The organism is Flavobacterium sp. (assembly GCF_036782315.1).
In the GTDB taxonomy this organism is placed as follows: Bacteria; Bacteroidota; Bacteroidia; order Flavobacteriales; family Flavobacteriaceae; genus Flavobacterium.
Map to the genome: position 1 here is coordinate 1 of NZ_DAIPZK010000027.1, position 1,425 is coordinate 1,425.

At 33.4% G+C, this 1,425-nt stretch carries 1 protein-coding gene; it reads left to right on the top strand.

Annotation, left to right across the window (positions count from 1 at the left end; all coding sequences use genetic code 11):
- Nucleotides 1-158 precede the first annotated feature (158 nt).
- On the top strand, nucleotides 159-1,388 hold the full coding sequence (locus V7P59_RS12750; protein ID WP_333810535.1) for an IS256 family transposase: 1,230 nt from the start codon (nucleotides 159-161) through the stop codon (nucleotides 1,386-1,388).
- Nucleotides 1,389-1,425 lie beyond the last annotated feature (37 nt).

The window sequence follows — 1,425 nt, forward strand, 5'->3', positions numbered from 1 at the left end:
GGGTGTGTAAAGAGTTTTGTGTAAATGGTTAAAGTAAGAAATTAGTTAAGTGCTGTGGAGCGCGGAACAGCACTTAACTTGGCGAAAATCCAGATGGGATTTTCATTTATGGAAAAAATTAATTACTATTAACGAAAATCTGAAAGGAGACATAACCAATGGAACTAACAGAAGAAATGATCGAACAATTAAAAGCCGATCTTAAAACAGTAAAAACCTATGAAGACTTGATGGGTAAAAATGGAGCTATAAAGAAACTCATCAAAACAACTCTGGAACAAATGCTCGAAGCTGAACTTACTGAACATCTCGGATATGAAAAGTATTCACCCGAAGGTAAGAATAGTGGTAATAGCAGAAATGGTAAAACATATAAAACTCTAAAGAACGATAACGGAGAAATAGAGATTGCTGTTCCTCGAGATCGTAATGGAGAGTTTGACCCCATAATTGTTAAGAAGTATGAAAAGACAATTGGACCCATCGAAGATAAAATAATTTCTATGTATGCTAAAGGTATGACCACAAGGGATATCCAAACTCATATTACCGAACTCTACGGAATTGATATGAGTCCTACGCTCATATCAAATATTACCAGTAAAATCATTCACCTTGCAGAAGAATGGCAGAATAGGCCGTTGGAGAAGAAATATCCTATAGTATTCTTTGATGCAATACATTACAAAATCCGTGATGAATCAAGAAAAGTTATATCCAAAGCGGCTTATACCTGTTTAGCAATTGATATTGAAGGGAAAAAAGACTTACTTGGTTTATGGGTAGGAGAAGCCGAAGGAGCTAATTTTTGGCTCAATATACTAACAGAGTTAAAAAATCGTGGTGTTGAAGATATCTTCATTGCTTGTGTCGATGGATTAAAAGGTTTTCCTGAAGCAATAAATTCTGTTTTCCCGAAAACAGAAATCCAACTTTGTATTATTCATCAAATTAGAAACACATTGAAGTATATTGCCTCAAAAGATCAAAAACAATTTATAAAAGAACTCAAAGAGGTATACAAAGCACCAACCGAGGAGGCAGCATTGTTAAATCTCGAGCAATTGGAATTAAACTGGGGTAAAAAATATTCTTTAGCAATTAGAGGATGGAAAACCAATTGGAACAATCTTGCCACATTTTTTAAGTATCCAGAAGAAATCAGAACCATTATTTATACGACAAACGCTGTTGAAACATTGCATCGCCAATTCAGAAAAGTAACAAAATCTAAATCGATCTTTCCAAATGACGATGCCCTTAAAAAAATGTTATTCTTAGCTTACAGAGATTTATCTAAAAAATGGACTATGCCCATTAGAAATTGGGCTATTGTTCTTTCAAATTTTTCAATCTATTTTAAGGACAGATTTTATGAGTTTGATTAACTTAAAAATTCATTTACACAAATTATTTTACAGTCTC

Bases quoted from the DNA above. Each gene is read 5' to 3' on its own strand.
- V7P59_RS12750 (WP_333810535.1), top strand. From the start codon at position 159: ATGGAACTAACAGAAGAAATGATCGAACAATTAAAAGCCGATCTTAAA.